The following is a 14,835-nucleotide window of genomic DNA, read 5'->3' as shown; positions in this document are numbered from 1 at the left end:
CGTTTTCTCAGGCTATGAAAACAGGTAGAATATCGCTCCTTTTTATCAATCTAGAAAACGTTTGAATACCTGAGGTCGGTTCATGCTTTATCACGAAAAATTTGACGTCATCGTTGTTGGTGGTGGCCATGCAGGAACGGAAGCCGCACTCGCATCTGCACGTACTGGTCAAAGTACGTTATTACTTACTCATAATATCGATACACTAGGACAAATGTCTTGTAACCCAGCCATTGGCGGGATCGGTAAGGGCCACTTGGTAAAAGAGGTCGATGCAATGGGTGGATTAATGGCGCAAGCTATTGATCATGCAGGTATTCAGTTCAGAACGTTGAACGCATCAAAAGGCCCTGCGGTTCGTGCTACTCGTGCACAAGCTGACCGCGCACTTTACAAAGCCTTTGTTCGTAATGTTCTTGAAAACACGCCAAACCTGACTTTATTCCAACAGTCGGTTGATGATTTGATCGTTGAACAGGATCAAGTGGTGGGTGTGGTAACACAGATGGGCCTTAAGTTCCGCGCAAGCGCTGTGGTTCTGACTGTGGGCACATTCCTAGGCGGAAAGATCCATATAGGTATGGAAAGTTCTTCTGGTGGCCGTGCTGGTGATCCACCATCGATCGCATTGGCTGACCGTCTTCGTGATCTTCCATTCCGAGTTGATCGCCTGAAAACAGGTACACCTCCTCGTATCGATGCGCGTAGCGTTGATTTTTCTGAGCTTGAGGTTCAGCACGGTGATAACCCGACGCCTGTTTTCTCGTTCATGGGTAGCCGAGCTCAACAACCTCGTCAAATTCCATGTTACATCACGCATACCAATGAAAATACGCATGACGTAATTCGCGCTAATCTCGATCGCAGCCCAATGTATGCGGGTGTGATTGAAGGTATTGGCCCTCGCTACTGTCCTTCGATTGAAGACAAAGTGATGCGTTTTGCTGACAAGAACAGCCACCAGATTTTTATTGAGCCTGAAGGTCTAACGACTCATGAGCTATACCCGAATGGTATCTCTACCAGTCTGCCTTTTGATGTACAGGTTCAAATTGTTCGTTCGATGAAGGGTTTTGAAAATGCTCATATCGTTCGCCCTGGCTATGCGATTGAGTACGATTTCTTTGATCCTCGCGACCTTAAGCTGACTTACGAAACTAAGTTTATCAAAGGTCTATTCTTTGCGGGTCAAATCAACGGTACCACTGGCTACGAAGAAGCAGCTGCACAAGGCTTAATGGCGGGTCTGAACGCGAGTTTGTTTACTCAAGGCAAAGAAGGCTGGAGTCCGCGTCGTGACCAAGCTTACATGGGCGTGCTTATTGACGACCTATCGACTATGGGTACCAAAGAACCTTACCGCATGTTTACGTCTCGCGCGGAATACCGTTTGCTGCTTCGTGAAGACAATGCTGATATCCGTTTGACTGAAAAGTCGCGTGAACTTGGCCTTGTCGATGACGCTCGTTGGTCTCGTTTTAACGAGAAGATGGAAAACATGGAGAAGGAGCGTCAACGTCTGAAAGAAACATGGATTAATCCAAAATCTGAAGATATTGATCAACTGAACCAAATTCTGAAAACACCAATGTCTCGTGAAGCGAGTGGTGAAGATCTTCTTCGTCGCCCGGAAATGACTTATTCACAGCTAACTGCACTGGATCGTTTTGGTCCTGCATTGGAAGATCAACAAGCGTCTGAGCAAGTTGAGATCCAAGTGAAGTACGATGGTTACATTCAGCGTCAACAAGACGAAATTGAAAAATCACTGCGTCATGAAAACACCAAACTGCCTGCTGATATCGATTACAGCAAGGTGAAAGGACTTTCTAACGAAGTGGTTCTTAAACTAACGACAGCTAAGCCTGACTCAATTGGTATTGCTTCGCGAATCTCAGGTATTACACCTGCAGCAATCTCAATTCTGTTGGTTTACTTGAAAAAACACGGCCTGTTGAAAAAGGGTGAGGAAGCATAATGAGCGCATTACGCGAAAAACTGGATCACCTGATTGGCCAGACTGAACTTGAAGTATCTGAAAAACAACGTGGTCAATTGGTTGGCTACGTTGAGTTACTGAACAAGTGGAACAAAGCTTATAACCTAACATCTGTTCGTGACCCGCAAGAAATGATGGTGAAACATATCTTAGATAGCATCATTGTTAGCACTCACTTACAAGGCAAGCGCTTTATCGACGTTGGCACGGGACCTGGTCTTCCTGGGATTCCGCTCTCAATCATGAATCCAGACTGCGAGTTTTACTTGCTAGACAGCCTAGGTAAGCGTATTCGTTTTATCAAACAGGTGATTCATGAATTGGGTATCGACAACGTGGTACCAGTTCAAAGTCGCGTTGAAGAGTTTCAACCAGAAGAAAAGTTTGATGCAGTGCTCAGTCGTGCATTTGCGTCAATGACAGACATGGTAGAGTGGTGTCACCATTTACCTAAAGAGCAATCCGGTGTATTTTTGGCTCTTAAGGGACAACATCCTAGAGATGAAATCGACCTGTTACCTGAATGGTGTTCAGTGACAGACATTAAAGCTTTGCAAGTGCCAGAGCTTGATGGAGAGCGTCATCTAGTTACTTTATCGCGTCAGGGATAATCAGCGAGGCCATAGTGGGTAGAATCGTAGCAATTGCCAACCAAAAGGGTGGCGTAGGAAAAACAACAACTTGCATTAATTTAGCAGCATCAATGGCGGCAACAAAACGCAAGATATTGGTTGTTGACCTCGATCCTCAAGGTAATGCCACTATGGCGAGCGGTGTCGACAAGTATCAAGTTGAAGCAACTGCTTACGATTTGTTGGTTGAAGACACCCCATTTGATGAAGTAGTTTGCCGAAGTACGTCTGGCAATTATGACCTCATCGCCGCGAACGGTGACGTTACTGCAGCAGAAATCAAGTTGATGGAAGTGTTTGCTCGTGAAGTTCGTTTAAAAAACGCACTCGAATCCATTCGCAATAACTATGATTTCATCTTTATTGATTGCCCACCCTCATTAAACCTTCTTACAATCAACGCGATGGCTGCGGCCGACTCCGTATTGGTTCCTATGCAATGTGAATACTTTGCTTTGGAAGGTTTGACTGCATTGATGGATACCATCAGTAAGCTAGCGGCTGTTGTAAACGAGAACCTGAAGATCGAAGGTCTTCTGCGTACTATGTACGATCCTCGCAACCGCTTATCGAACGAAGTATCTGATCAACTCAAAAAACACTTTGGTAGCAAAGTCTACCGAACTGTGATCCCTAGAAATGTGCGTCTGGCAGAAGCCCCAAGTCACGGCAAGCCAGCAATGTACTACGACAAATATTCCGCAGGAGCTAAGGCTTATCTTGCTCTTGCAGGCGAAATGTTGCGTCGTGAAGAAGTCCCAGTATAGGTCCAATCAAAGGAATTCGCTCAATGTCTAAGCGTGGTTTAGGAAAAGGGCTAGATGCATTGCTTGCAACTAGCTCATTGGCTCGTGAAAAACAGCAAGTTGCTTCTCATAGTCAGGCGTTGTCGGCTGATGGTGAGCTTATCGAACTGGCTGTTGGTTGCTTGAAGCCTGGTGTATATCAACCGCGTAAGGATATTGCGCCTGAAGCGCTAGAAGAGCTGGCTGCATCAATTCAATCTCAAGGCATTATCCAACCTATCGTTGTTCGCCCATTGGCGCACGACCAGTTTGAGATTATTGCTGGTGAACGTCGTTGGAGAGCGGCTCGTCAAGCTGGCCTTAAACAAGTGCCATGTCTGATCAAGAGAGTCGAAGACAAGGCTGCGATCGCGATGGCATTGATTGAGAATATTCAGCGTGAAGACCTGAATGTCATCGAAGAAGCACAAGCGCTAGAGCGCTTACAGAACGAATTTGAACTGACACACCAACAAGTCGCTGAAGTGATTGGTAAATCGAGAGCGACGGTTAGTAACTTATTACGTCTAAATCAATTAGAAAATGAAGTAAAAGGTTTAGTTTCAAATAAACAACTGGAAATGGGGCATGCTCGAGCATTACTTGCGCTTGAAGGTGATACCCAGGTTGAAGCAGCAAACACTGCAGCGACCAAAAAAATGACCGTGCGTCAAACCGAGCAGCTTGTTAAAAAGTGTTTAAAACCAGACGTTGAGCCAGAATCGAAGCCTGAAGACACAGAAGCTATCGAACTTTCACGAAGACTCACGGAAAAATTGCAAGCAAACGTTTCAGTCACTCGTTCTGTTAGCGGTAAGTCAAAAGTAATAATTACTATTGATGAGCCTCACAAATTAGAGCAACTTATTGCTAAACTAGAGTACTAAATGAGATAATTGATTTAGGTCAATTATGTAATAAAAAAGTGATTTCGTACAAAAGTTGTCGGTTTGTATGCAAAAATGTAAATGATTGCTGCGTTGTTGTTGCAATCAATTTGGCTGAACGTATAATTTTCGCCAATTTCTCGGCACGCTTTTAAGCGAGTGGTAAAGTGGGCTTAAAAGAGGAACGAATACATGGTAGCGGCGTTAGCAAGACCAGGACGAGTGCTTGCAAAGCAAATGTTATTGATCGAGCTTAGCGCGGTTATATTAGTGGCGGTAGGGTTAGGTTTAGCTGTTAATCCTGATTGGGGTTTTGCTGCATTAATCGGTGGCGGTATTTTTGTCATCGCGAATGTAGTTTTTTGTGTGTGTGCTTTCCTATTTTGTGGAGCTCGCGCAACTAAGTTAGTTGCGGCGTCGTTCTATGCAGGCGAAGCGCTAAAAATTCTAATCACAGTTCTACTATTCTCTATTGTCTACATGTATATGCAGGTGGAATTAATTCCCCTCAAACTGACCTATTTACTGGTTCTAGGTATTAATATCTTTGCGCCAGTGCTTTTCATTAACAATAAAAAATAGGATGAGTTATGGCTGCGCCAACAGCATCCGGATACATTGAACACCATTTACAAAACCTTTCTTTAGCTAAGTTTGGTCTTGTAGAGGAGACAAGTTTCTGGAACGTACATATAGACAGTCTGTTTTTTTCGGTGTTGACAGGGATGTTATTCCTTTGGGTTTTTCGCTCAGTCGCTAAGAAAGCAACAGTAGGTGTACCTGGTAAGCTTCAGTGTTTTGTTGAAATGGTAGTGGAATTCGTTGGTGACAACGTTAAAGAAACTTTCCATGGCCGCAACCCTCTGATTGCCCCACTAGCACTGACTATATTCTGCTGGATTATCATTATGAACTTGATGGACTTAGTGCCTATCGATTTCTTACCATATCCTGCAGAGCATTGGCTAGGTATCCCTTACTTGAAAGTGGTTCCTACTGCTGATGTTAATATAACAATGGCAATGGCTTTAGGTGTTTTTGCTCTGATGATCTACTACAGCATCAAAGTAAAAGGTCTAGGCGGATTTGCTAAAGAATTGGCACTGCATCCATTTAATCACCCAATCATGATTCCATTTAACTTGGTACTTGAGGTAATTTCGTTACTAGCGAAGCCACTATCTCTAGGTATGCGTTTATTTGGTAATATGTTTGCGGGTGAGGTGGTGTTTATTCTTATCGCGGCAATGCTACCGTGGTATTTACAATGGGTAGGTGCACTACCTTGGGCTATCTTCCATATCTTGGTTATTTTGATTCAAGCGTTTGTTTTCATGATGTTGACAATCGTTTACTTATCAATGGCTCATGAAGATAGTGATCACTAAAAAATTTTTAAGCTTTATTCTAACTATTAATGTTAATCGGAGAACGTAAATGGAAACTGTACTAAGTTTTTCAGCAATCGCTGTTGCTATTATTGTTGGTCTTTGTGCCGTAGGTACTGCAATTGGTTTTGCTATTCTTGGTGGTAAATTCCTAGAAGGCGCTGCGCGTCAACCTGAAATGGCTCCAATGCTACAAGTTAAGATGTTCATCATCGCTGGTCTACTGGATGCTGTTCCAATGATCGGTATCGTAATCGCACTACTATTCACGTTTGCTAACCCATTTGTTGGTCAACTAGCAGGCTAATTAACTCTCAATAGTTAATTAAATTTTTGTAGTTGATTCTTAACGAGGGGTAGCTGTTGTGAATATGAACGCAACTCTGTTAGGTCAAGCAATTGCTTTTTCATTGTTTGTTTGGTTCTGCATGAAATATGTATGGCCACCAATCATGCAAGCAATTGAAGAACGTCAGAAAAAAATTGCTGACGGTCTAGTAGCCGCTGAACGCGCTGCTAAAGACTTGAACCTGGCACAAGCCAACGCTTCTGAGCAAATGAAAGAAGCAAAGCGCACTGCAACTGAGGTTATTGATCAGGCAAACAAACGTAAAGCTCAAATTATTGATGAAGCACGCGAAGAGGCTCAGGCAGAACGCCAGAAAATCTTAGCGCAAGCTGAAGCAGAAATTGAAGCAGAGCGTACACGTGCCCGTGATGACCTGCGCAAACAAGTCGCAACTCTGGCTATAGCTGGTGCTGAGAAAATCCTTGAGCGTACAATCGATAAAGATGTACACGATGATCTTCTTAACAACATTACTGCAAAACTTTAAAGCAAGGGGCTGTATATGTCTGATTTGACTACAATCGCACGCCCCTATGCTAAAGCAGCGTTTGACTTTGCGGTAGATAAAGGTGAGCTAGACCAATGGGGTCAGATGCTTACTTTTGCTGCCGAAGTGGCACAAAATGATGATGTTCATAATTTATTAAGCGGTTCTATGACTGCTGAAAAATTAGCTGAAGTATTCATTGTAATTTGTGGCGAACAATTTGATGAATTCGGTCAGAACTTAATTAAAGTGATGGCAGAGAATGGCCGCTTAATGGCTTTTCCTGATGTTTGTAAAGAGTTCTTTATACTCAAAAAAGAGTATGAGAAAGAGATCGACGTTGAAGTAACTTCAGCGGTAGAACTTTCTGAAGAACAACGCGCAGAGATCAGCAGCAAATTGGAACAGCGCTTAGCGCGCAAAGTTCAGCTGAATTGCAGTATAGATGAGACTCTACTTAGTGGAGTTATTATTCGAGCCGGAGACCTAGTCATCGATAACTCAGCGCGCAGTCGTTTAGACCGCCTGAGCGATGCATTGCAGTCTTAATGGGGATTGGAGCATGCAACTTAATTCCACTGAAATTAGCGATCTAATTAAACAACGTATTGAATCTTTCGACGTTGTTAGTGAAGCTCGCAATGAAGGTACTATCGTTTCTGTAAGCGATGGCATCCTTAGCATCCACGGCCTAGCGGACGTGATGCAAGGTGAAATGATCGAACTACCGGGTGGCCGTTACGCTCTAGCACTAAACTTGAACCGTGATTCGGTTGGTGCTGTTGTAATGGGCCCGTATGCTGACCTACAGGAAGGCATGAAAGTTACAGGTACTGGTCGTATTCTAGAAGTACCAGTAGGTCCTGAAATGCTTGGTCGTGTTGTAAACACGCTAGGTGAGCCAATTGATGGTAAAGGTCCAATCGAAGCTAAATTGACTTCGCCTGTAGAAATTATCGCACCAGGTGTAATCGACCGTAAATCGGTAGATCAACCTGTTCAAACTGGTTACAAGTCTGTTGACTCAATGATCCCTATCGGTCGTGGTCAACGTGAACTAGTAATCGGTGACCGTCAGACTGGTAAAACAGCAATGGCGATCGATGCGATTATTAACCAAAAAGATTCTGGTATTTTCTCTATCTACGTAGCTATCGGCCAAAAAGCGTCGACTATTGCTAACGTAGTTCGCAAACTAGAAGAGCACGGCGCACTAGCAAACACTGTTGTTGTTGTTGCATCTGCTTCTGAATCTGCAGCGCTGCAATACCTTGCACCGTATGCTGGTTGTGCGATGGGCGAATACTTCCGTGATCGCGGTGAAGATGCACTGATTGTTTATGATGATCTATCTAAGCAAGCTGTAGCTTACCGTCAAATCTCACTACTACTTAAGCGTCCACCTGGTCGTGAAGCGTTCCCAGGTGATGTTTTCTACCTTCACTCTCGTCTACTAGAGCGTGCTGCTCGTGTAAGCGAAGCATACGTAGAAAAATTCACTAACGGTGAAGTGACAGGCAAGACTGGTTCTTTAACTGCTCTACCTATCATCGAAACGCAAGCTGGTGACGTATCTGCATTCGTACCAACGAACGTAATCTCGATTACTGATGGTCAGATCTTCCTACAAACTGAGCTATTCAACGCGGGCGTACGTCCAGCTGTTGACCCAGGTATCTCAGTTTCTCGTGTAGGTGGTTCGGCGCAGACTAAAATCATCAAGAAGCTATCTGGCGGTATCCGTACTGCTCTAGCTCAATACCGTGAACTTGCAGCATTTGCTCAGTTCTCTTCGGATCTTGATGAAGCGACTAAGAAGCAGCTAGACCACGGTCAAAAAGTTACAGAACTGATGAAGCAGAAGCAATACGCTCCTATGTCTGTATTTGACCAAGCTCTAGTAATCTTCGCTGCAGAGCGTGGATACCTTCAAGACGTTGAACTTTCTAAAGTTCTAGACTTTGAAGCTGCTTTACTGTCGTTTGCTCGTGGTCAATATGCCGATCTAGCAACACAGATCGACACAACGGGTGCTTTCAATAAAGAAATCGAAGCTGAGCTGAAGAAGCTTGTTGACGATTTCAAGGCAACCCAGACCTGGTAATTGGTAGGTGGTCTTAGGGCCACCTCATACCATTAACGGAGAGTAACGATGGCCGGCGCAAAAGAGATACGTAATAAAATCGGTAGTGTTAAAAGCACACAGAAGATTACGAAAGCAATGGAAATGGTAGCAGCTTCAAAAATGCGTCGTTCTCAAGACGCAATGGAAGCTACTCGTCCATATGCAGAAACAATGCGTAAAGTGATCGGTCATTTGGCTAATGGTAGCCTCGAGTATAAGCATCCTTATCTTGAGGAACGTGAAGCCAAACGTGTTGGTTACATCATCGTTTCTACAGACCGTGGTCTTTGTGGTGGTTTGAACATTAACTTGTTCAAAAAAGCCATGAACGACATGAAAGATTGGTCTGAGAAAGGTGCTGACGTTGAACTTGCAATTGTAGGTTCAAAAGCGACAGCATTTTTCAACAACAGCGGCGCGAAAGTAGCAGCTCAAGTTTCTGGTCTGGGCGATCGTCCAAGCCTTGAAGACTTGATTGGCTCTGTAAGCGTTATGCTGAAGAAATATGATGAAGGCGAATTAGATCGCCTGTTCGTAGTGTTCAACAAGTTTGAAAACACTATGGTTCAAGAACCAACGATCGATCAATTACTTCCTTTGCCTAAATCAGACAGCGAAGAAATGAAACGCAGTCATTCTTGGGACTACATTTATGAGCCCGAGCCAAAACCACTACTAGATGCACTATTGGTTCGCTATGTCGAATCTCAAGTGTACCAAGGTGTGGTTGAGAACCTTGCTTGTGAGCAAGCGGCTCGAATGATTGCAATGAAATCAGCAACAGATAACGCTGGTGACATTATTGATGACTTAGAACTTGTGTATAACAAAGCGCGTCAAGCGGCGATTACACAAGAACTTTCTGAGATCGTTTCAGGCGCAGCTGCGGTTTAAGCTTAGGTAAAACTAAATAGTTAGAGGATTAACGATGGCTACAGGTAAGATCGTACAGATCATCGGTGCGGTAGTCGACGTAGAGTTCCCACAGGGTGAAGTACCTCGTGTATACGACGCTCTGAATGTTAATGAAGTACAAGAACGTCTAGTTCTTGAAGTTCAGCAACAACTTGGCGGTGGCGTAGTTCGCGCAATCGTAATGGGTAGCTCTGATGGTTTACGTCGTGGTTTGACAGTTGAAAATACTGGCGCTCCAATCTCAGTACCAGTAGGTACTAAGACATTGGGTCGTATCATGAACGTCCTAGGTGACGCGATTGATGAGTGTGGCGAGATTGGTGCTGAAGAGCATTACGCCATTCACCGTGAAGCTCCAAGCTACGAAGAGCAGTCTAACGAGACAGCTCTTCTAGAAACTGGTGTTAAAGTAATCGACTTGATTTGTCCATTCGCTAAGGGTGGTAAAATCGGTCTATTCGGTGGTGCTGGTGTAGGTAAGACCGTTAACATGATGGAACTTATCAACAACATCGCACTTCAACACTCAGGCCTATCTGTATTTGCAGGTGTAGGTGAGCGTACTCGTGAAGGTAACGATTTCTACTTTGAGATGCAGGAAGCAGGTGTTGTAAACATCGAAAAACCTGAAGAATCAAAAGTAGCGATGGTTTACGGTCAGATGAACGAGCCACCAGGTAACCGTCTACGTGTTGCACTGACTGGTCTAACAATGGCAGAGCGCTTCCGTGACGAAGGTCGTGACGTTCTATTGTTCGTTGATAACATCTACCGTTACACACTAGCAGGTACTGAAGTATCAGCACTTCTAGGTCGTATGCCTTCTGCGGTAGGTTACCAACCTACACTAGCTGAAGAAATGGGTGTTCTACAAGAGCGTATCACGTCAACTAAATCTGGTTCTATCACGTCTGTACAGGCGGTATACGTACCAGCGGATGACTTGACTGACCCGTCTCCAGCAACAACGTTCGCTCACTTGGATGCAACGGTTGTACTTAACCGTAACATCGCATCTATGGGTCTATACCCAGCGATCGACCCGCTAGATTCTACTTCACGTCAACTGGATCCATTGGTAGTTGGACAAGAGCACTACGACATCGCTCGTGGCGTTCAGTCTACTCTTCAGCGCTATAAAGAGCTGAAAGATATCATTGCTATCCTAGGTATGGACGAGCTATCTGAAGAAGATAAGCAAGTTGTATCTCGTGCTCGTAAGATTGAGAAGTTCCTAACTCAGCCTTACCACGTAGCGGAAGTATTTACAGGTGACCCAGGCGTTTACGTACCTCTTAAAGAGACTCTACGTGGCTTCCAAGGTCTTCTATCTGGTGAATACGATGACATTCCAGAGCAAGCGTTCATGTACTGTGGTGCAATTGACGAAGCTATCGAGAATGCTAAGAAGCTATAAGGCTAACTAGGAGGCGATATGGCAGCAATAACCTTTCACCTAGACGTTGTAAGTGCAGAGAAACAAATTTTCTCAGGCCTTGTAGAGACGTTTCAGGTGACCGGTAGTGAGGGTGAGCTTGGTATTTTCCATGGTCATACTCCACTGCTGACCGCTATCAAGCCTGGTATGGTGCGTATTGTTAAGCAGCACGGCCACGAAGAAATCATTTATGTTTCTGGTGGTATGGTAGAAGTTCAGCCTGGTACAGCGACTGTACTGGCTGATACAGCTATCCGTGGTGAAGAGCTAGACGCAGCAAAGGCGGAAGAAGCTAAACGCAAGGCTGTGGAGAATATCCAAAATCAGCATGGCGACATAGACTTCGCACAAGCGGCCGGTGAACTGGCTAAAGCCATTGCTCAGTTACGAGTTATCGAACTGACAAAACAGCGTCGTTAATCTTTTTAAGATTATAGACTCTGAGATAAAGGCGACCTAAGGGTCGCCTTTTTGTATTTTTAGATTCTCAAAAATGCTTCTTTTACGTATCACTACTGGTTAAATGGTTATTGCGATTTAATTTTTTGCCCAAAAACGGTTACAATATCGGCTTAATAAAAATAACGTTGGATAGGTTTACAATGAAGTTTAGCGCGGTAATTCTCGCGGCGGGCAAAGGCACTCGCATGTATTCAAACACACCAAAGGTTCTGCACACACTTGCGGGTAAGCCAATGGTGAAGCATGTTATCGATACATGTAATGGTCTAGGCGCTCAAAACATCAACCTGGTTTACGGCCACGGTGGTGATCAGATGAAGGCTACCTTAGCTGAAGAATCTGTAAACTGGGCACTGCAAGCTGAACAGCTCGGCACAGGCCACGCTGTGGATCAAGCATCTGCACATTTCGCTGATGATGAAAAAGTATTGGTGCTCTACGGTGATGTTCCACTGATCTCACCTGAAACCATTGAAAACCTATTAGACGCTCAACCAAACGGTGGCATCGCGCTACTTACTGTCGTGTTAGACAACCCAATGGGTTACGGACGTATTATTCGTCGTAATGGCCCTGTTGTGGCTATCGTTGAACAGAAAGATGCAACGGATGAGCAGAAGCTTATCAAAGAGATCAACACTGGCGTTATGGTGGCGACTGGTGGCGATCTCAAGCGCTGGTTGTCTGGCCTAAGTAACGACAACGCACAGGGTGAATATTACCTGACTGACGTTATCGCAGCGGCTCACGACGAAGGTCGTGCAGTTGAAGCGGTACACCCAGTAAGCCCAATTGAAGTGGAAGGCGTAAACGACCGCTCTCAACTGGCTCGTCTAGAGCGCGCTTACCAAGCTGAGCAAGCAGACAAGTTATTGAAGCAAGGCGTAATGCTACGCGACCCAAGCCGCTTTGATCTACGTGGTGAACTGCAGTGCGGTATGGACGTTGAGATTGACACTAACGTTATCATCGAAGGCAGCGTCAGCATTGGCGACAACGTGATTATCGGCACTGGTTGTGTATTGAAAGACTGTGAGATCGATGACAACACCATTGTTCGCCCATACAGCGTGATTGAAGGTGCAACAGTTGGTGAAGACTGTACGGTTGGTCCTTTCACTCGTTTACGTCCTGGTGCTGACATGCGTAATAACTCGCACGTTGGTAACTTTGTCGAAGTGAAGAACACTCGCCTTGGCGAAGGTTCTAAAGCGAACCACTTAACGTATCTAGGCGATGCTGAAATTGGTCAGCGCGTAAACGTGGGTGCGGGTGCAATTACTTGTAACTACGATGGTGCGAATAAGTTTAAGACCATCATCGGCGACGACGTATTCGTTGGTTCAGATAGTCAATTAATCGCGCCTGTTACGATTGGTAATGGTGCAACTGTTGGTGCTGGCTCTACAGTAACACGCGATGTTTCTGAAAATGAGCTGGTTATCAGCCGTGCGAAAGAACGTAAGATTGCTGATTGGAAACGTCCAACTAAGAAATAATCTCTAACGTTCAAAAGATATTGTTAAGAAAGCCAGTAGCATCGCTACTGGCTTTTTTGTATCGGTCACTCACTGCTAACAAAATAATCAATTTGGCAATTGTATTTTTTTAATAGATTGTTAATATTCAGGCGGTGGTTCGGTATAAATGGGTTGATGTACGGTGATATTGGTTGAAAAGAAATGGCAAACATTGCCGATCATTATTTTGTCTTTTTCAATGTTAATAGGTCTCTATGGCTTTTATGTAACGTTGGAAAAGCTGGTTGTTGAGAATGAGCGTGATCATCTTGTCTCTTTGATGTCAGACGTTATCTATGAAATTCGTGAGGATAGTCAGCTATTTACAGCTGATATGGATGTCGATGATTACATCGGAGACTTAACGCAAGCCAACACTCGACTCCGAATCCAAGTGATCAGTCCCGATGGCGTCGTGATTGGTGATACGGATCTTTCAGACCATGCACTAGCTAGAGTTGAAAATCACGGTAACCGCCCTGAATTCAAGCAAGCCCTTCAACAAGGTACCGGCAGCGATGTCCGTTTTAGTACCGTGACCTCCATCGACCGAATCTACTATTCAATGAAAGAGAGCATTAACGGGCAAGACTTCGTTATCGTGATCTCTTCGCCAATGCATCAACTGAAACAGATGAATTTCCAATTGATGGGAATTCTGGTTGGTATGGTGTTACTGAGTTTGAGCTTCTTGATCGGCACCTCTTACGTGAGCAACCGCCAAATTGTTCATCGAGTGGAGGAAGAACAGAAGAAGCAAGATGAGCGCATTCGCCAACGAACCCATGAAATCGAGTTAATGCACCGCCTCGCGAATATGCTTGCCGCGTGTAACAACATGGTGGAAGCCCAACAGATCGTGTCGGATATCTTGCCGCGAATTCTCGGTAACGTGAACGGCAGTGTTTCTTTGATGCGCGCATCGCGTAACCAGTTGATCACTCAGCTCGATTGGGGGGAGACTTGGCCGGGAAGCGCGAGCTTTGCTCCAGAAGAGTGCTGGTCACTGCGTAAAGGACGTGCACATCAATCGAATGATGATTTCCACTCGTTGACCTGTGGTCACATGCATGAGATGGAAAACAATCAAACCCTGTGTATTCCGTTAACGGCACACGGCAACACCATCGGCATCATGCACCTTTACTTCGGTGTTGGTGACATCAAGATAGATCCCATTACCGAGCAATTGGCGTTCAGCGTTTCAGAGCACTTAGGCTTAGCATTGGCTAACTTGAGCCTGCAAGAGAAGCTTCGCTCACAAGCATTAAGCGATCCGCTGACTGGTTTATTCAACCGTCGTTTCTTCGAACAAAAACTAGAAGAGCACTCAATGAATTCGGCCACCAGCGAGCAGCCATTATCGCTATTGATGCTCGATTTGGATCATTTCAAACGCTTCAATGATAACTTTGGTCATGATGCGGGTGATTTCGTATTGAAAGAGATCAGTGCGCTACTCAAACAGAGTGTCAGCGAAGACGAGATTGCTTGCCGACTCGGTGGTGAGGAGTTAGCGGTACTGCTTCCACATTATTCAATGCAAGAAGCGACGGAGTTTGGTCAAACCTTGTGTGATGCGGTGCGTTCAATGCACCTTGAACATAAAGGTCTGTCATTAGGTCAGTTGGGTGTTTCAATTGGTGTGGCGACTTATCCTAAGCCAGCGTCTGATACCGAATCTCTGGTTAAGATGGCCGATAATGCTTTGTACATGGCGAAAGATATGGGCCGCAGCCGAGTGGTTAACTATGATGAATACAGCCGTCATAAAGCGCCTGCGTTAGAAGTAGTCGATGGTGAAGTTGCTGTTAAATAAGTAGAAGTAAAATTTAGATATAAAAAAAG

15 protein-coding genes are annotated in these 14,835 nt (G+C 44.7%); all 15 read left to right on the top strand.

The window, feature by feature from the left end; translation table 11 throughout:
* The first annotated feature begins 82 nt into the window (after positions 1-82).
* The 15 genes from mnmG to ATB74_RS21705 all read left to right on the top strand — a co-directional run bounded on the left by mnmG (position 83) and on the right by ATB74_RS21705 (position 14,806).
* Positions 83-1,978: a tRNA uridine-5-carboxymethylaminomethyl(34) synthesis enzyme MnmG gene (mnmG, locus tag ATB74_RS21775; RefSeq protein ID WP_060983468.1), complete on the top strand. Its 1,896-nt coding sequence runs from the start codon at positions 83-85 to the stop codon at positions 1,976-1,978.
* Positions 1,978-2,610 (top strand): 16S rRNA (guanine(527)-N(7))-methyltransferase RsmG, encoded by a 633-nt coding sequence (gene rsmG, locus ATB74_RS21770; RefSeq protein WP_017058801.1) that lies wholly within the window; start codon positions 1,978-1,980, stop codon positions 2,608-2,610. The genes mnmG and rsmG overlap by 1 nt, the downstream gene beginning before the upstream one ends.
* 14 nt (positions 2,611-2,624) lie before the next feature.
* Complete coding sequence (locus tag ATB74_RS21765; RefSeq protein ID WP_019825554.1) at positions 2,625-3,398, top strand: ParA family protein; 774 nt, start codon at positions 2,625-2,627, stop codon at positions 3,396-3,398.
* Between the two features lie 23 nt (positions 3,399-3,421).
* Positions 3,422-4,303 carry a ParB/RepB/Spo0J family partition protein gene (locus ATB74_RS21760; RefSeq protein WP_061019725.1) on the top strand — a complete coding sequence of 294 codons (882 nt, stop codon included), beginning with the start codon at positions 3,422-3,424 and terminating at the stop codon, positions 4,301-4,303.
* Positions 4,304-4,495: 192 nt separating this feature from the next.
* Positions 4,496-4,885 (top strand): F0F1 ATP synthase subunit I, encoded by a 390-nt coding sequence (locus ATB74_RS21755; RefSeq protein WP_060983471.1) that lies wholly within the window; start codon positions 4,496-4,498, stop codon positions 4,883-4,885.
* A gap of 8 nt (positions 4,886-4,893) precedes the next feature.
* Positions 4,894-5,691, top strand: a complete 798-nt coding sequence (gene atpB / locus ATB74_RS21750) for a F0F1 ATP synthase subunit A (RefSeq protein ID WP_009848124.1) — start codon at positions 4,894-4,896, stop codon at positions 5,689-5,691.
* 49 nt (positions 5,692-5,740) lie between these two features.
* Positions 5,741-5,998: a F0F1 ATP synthase subunit C gene (gene atpE, locus ATB74_RS21745; RefSeq protein WP_004411110.1), complete on the top strand. Its 258-nt coding sequence runs from the start codon at positions 5,741-5,743 to the stop codon at positions 5,996-5,998.
* 58 nt (positions 5,999-6,056) lie between these two features.
* Positions 6,057-6,527 (top strand): F0F1 ATP synthase subunit B, encoded by a 471-nt coding sequence (gene atpF, locus ATB74_RS21740; RefSeq protein ID WP_010433231.1) that lies wholly within the window; start codon positions 6,057-6,059, stop codon positions 6,525-6,527.
* 15 nt (positions 6,528-6,542) lie between these two features.
* The gene (atpH, locus tag ATB74_RS21735; protein ID WP_009848122.1) at positions 6,543-7,076 is read left to right on the top strand and encodes a F0F1 ATP synthase subunit delta; all 534 of its coding nucleotides are present in this window, start codon (positions 6,543-6,545) and stop codon (positions 7,074-7,076) included.
* 13 nt (positions 7,077-7,089) lie between these two features.
* Positions 7,090-8,631, top strand: coding sequence for a F0F1 ATP synthase subunit alpha (atpA, locus tag ATB74_RS21730; RefSeq protein WP_010433235.1), 1,542 nt, complete (start codon positions 7,090-7,092; stop codon positions 8,629-8,631).
* Between the two features lie 48 nt (positions 8,632-8,679).
* Complete coding sequence (atpG, locus tag ATB74_RS21725; protein WP_016794171.1) at positions 8,680-9,546, top strand: F0F1 ATP synthase subunit gamma; 867 nt, start codon at positions 8,680-8,682, stop codon at positions 9,544-9,546.
* A 34-nt stretch (positions 9,547-9,580) separates the two neighbouring features.
* The gene (gene atpD, locus ATB74_RS21720; RefSeq protein ID WP_048610850.1) at positions 9,581-10,984 is read left to right on the top strand and encodes a F0F1 ATP synthase subunit beta; all 1,404 of its coding nucleotides are present in this window, start codon (positions 9,581-9,583) and stop codon (positions 10,982-10,984) included.
* An 18-nt stretch (positions 10,985-11,002) separates the two neighbouring features.
* Positions 11,003-11,425 (top strand): F0F1 ATP synthase subunit epsilon, encoded by a 423-nt coding sequence (locus tag ATB74_RS21715; protein ID WP_004735742.1) that lies wholly within the window; start codon positions 11,003-11,005, stop codon positions 11,423-11,425.
* 182 nt (positions 11,426-11,607) lie between these two features.
* On the top strand, positions 11,608-12,966 hold the full coding sequence (glmU, locus tag ATB74_RS21710; RefSeq protein WP_048610853.1) for a bifunctional UDP-N-acetylglucosamine diphosphorylase/glucosamine-1-phosphate N-acetyltransferase GlmU: 1,359 nt from the start codon (positions 11,608-11,610) through the stop codon (positions 12,964-12,966).
* 220 nt (positions 12,967-13,186) lie between these two features.
* Positions 13,187-14,806 (top strand): sensor domain-containing diguanylate cyclase, encoded by a 1,620-nt coding sequence (locus ATB74_RS21705; protein WP_061019724.1) that lies wholly within the window; start codon positions 13,187-13,189, stop codon positions 14,804-14,806.
* Positions 14,807-14,835: the final 29 nt, after the last annotated feature.

The sequence above is a fragment of the Vibrio splendidus genome, from assembly GCF_001557875.1.
Lineage (GTDB): Bacteria > Pseudomonadota > Gammaproteobacteria > Enterobacterales > Vibrionaceae > Vibrio > Vibrio splendidus_F.
This window is presented reverse-complemented; position numbering and strand designations above follow the sequence as displayed.

Excerpts from the sequence above, each read along its gene's own strand:
- mnmG (WP_060983468.1), top strand. The coding sequence starts at position 83 with ATGCTTTATCACGAAAAATTTGACGTCATCGTTGTTGGTGGTGGCCAT.
- rsmG (WP_017058801.1), top strand. The coding sequence starts at position 1,978 with ATGAGCGCATTACGCGAAAAACTGGATCACCTGATTGGCCAGACTGAA.
- ATB74_RS21760 (WP_061019725.1), top strand. The coding sequence starts at position 3,422 with ATGTCTAAGCGTGGTTTAGGAAAAGGGCTAGATGCATTGCTTGCAACT.
- ATB74_RS21755 (WP_060983471.1), top strand. The coding sequence starts at position 4,496 with ATGGTAGCGGCGTTAGCAAGACCAGGACGAGTGCTTGCAAAGCAAATG.
- atpB (WP_009848124.1), top strand. The coding sequence starts at position 4,894 with ATGGCTGCGCCAACAGCATCCGGATACATTGAACACCATTTACAAAAC.
- atpE (WP_004411110.1), top strand. The coding sequence starts at position 5,741 with ATGGAAACTGTACTAAGTTTTTCAGCAATCGCTGTTGCTATTATTGTT.
- atpH (WP_009848122.1), top strand. The coding sequence starts at position 6,543 with ATGTCTGATTTGACTACAATCGCACGCCCCTATGCTAAAGCAGCGTTT.
- atpA (WP_010433235.1), top strand. The coding sequence starts at position 7,090 with ATGCAACTTAATTCCACTGAAATTAGCGATCTAATTAAACAACGTATT.
- atpG (WP_016794171.1), top strand. The coding sequence starts at position 8,680 with ATGGCCGGCGCAAAAGAGATACGTAATAAAATCGGTAGTGTTAAAAGC.
- atpD (WP_048610850.1), top strand. The coding sequence starts at position 9,581 with ATGGCTACAGGTAAGATCGTACAGATCATCGGTGCGGTAGTCGACGTA.
- ATB74_RS21715 (WP_004735742.1), top strand. The coding sequence starts at position 11,003 with ATGGCAGCAATAACCTTTCACCTAGACGTTGTAAGTGCAGAGAAACAA.
- glmU (WP_048610853.1), top strand. The coding sequence starts at position 11,608 with ATGAAGTTTAGCGCGGTAATTCTCGCGGCGGGCAAAGGCACTCGCATG.
- ATB74_RS21705 (WP_061019724.1), top strand. The coding sequence starts at position 13,187 with ATGTTAATAGGTCTCTATGGCTTTTATGTAACGTTGGAAAAGCTGGTT.